Source organism: Dialister sp. CAG:357, assembly GCF_000435155.1.
In the GTDB taxonomy this organism is placed as follows: domain Bacteria; phylum Bacillota; class Negativicutes; order Veillonellales; family Dialisteraceae; genus Dialister; species Dialister hominis.
The window spans coordinates 1-583 of the sequence record NZ_FR896388.1 but is presented as its reverse complement, the minus strand read 5'-3'; the positions used below and the strand labels follow the sequence as shown (position 1 = coordinate 583).

At 47.7% G+C, this 583-nt stretch carries 1 protein-coding gene; it reads left to right on the top strand.

The genetic code is table 11. The features are described from left to right. On the top strand, positions 1 to 541 hold a 541-nt coding region (locus tag M3200_RS02520), incomplete at its 5' end, for a substrate-binding domain-containing protein (protein ID WP_288178090.1). Positions 542 to 583: the final 42 nt, after the last annotated feature.

The following is a 583-nucleotide window of genomic DNA, read 5'->3' as shown; positions in this document are numbered from 1 at the left end:
CTCTTCCGATAAGGGCGAAGTTGCAGCTCATATCGCTTCCAACAACGTCAAAGGCGGCGAAATGGCAGCTAACTTCATCGTTTCTAAACTTGGCGAAGGTGTTCCGGTTGCTGAACTGGAAGGTATTCCAGGCGCATCTGCTACACGTGAACGCGGCCAGGGCTTCCATAACATTGCCGACAATAAACTGAAGGTTGTTGCTAAGCAGAGCGCAGACTTTGACAGAAGCAAGGGCCTGACAGTTACTGAAAATATTCTCCAGGCAAATCCTGAAATCAAGGCTATTTTCGCTCAGAATGACGAAATGGCTCTTGGCGCAGTCAGCGCAGCAAAAGCTGCTAACAAGCAGCTCCTGATTATCGGCTTCGACGGCACTGCTGACGGCATCAAAGCTGTCAACGACGGCGAAATGGCAGCTACCATTGCTCAGCAGCCAGATAAGATGGGCGAAATCGGCGTTGATACCGCTATTAAGCTCGCTAAGCATGAAAATGTAGAAAAGAATATTGCTGTTGACCTGAAACTGGTTGAAAAGAAATAATCTTTTCTAAAATGACAACCTGAATCAAAAACCGCGGCCTTC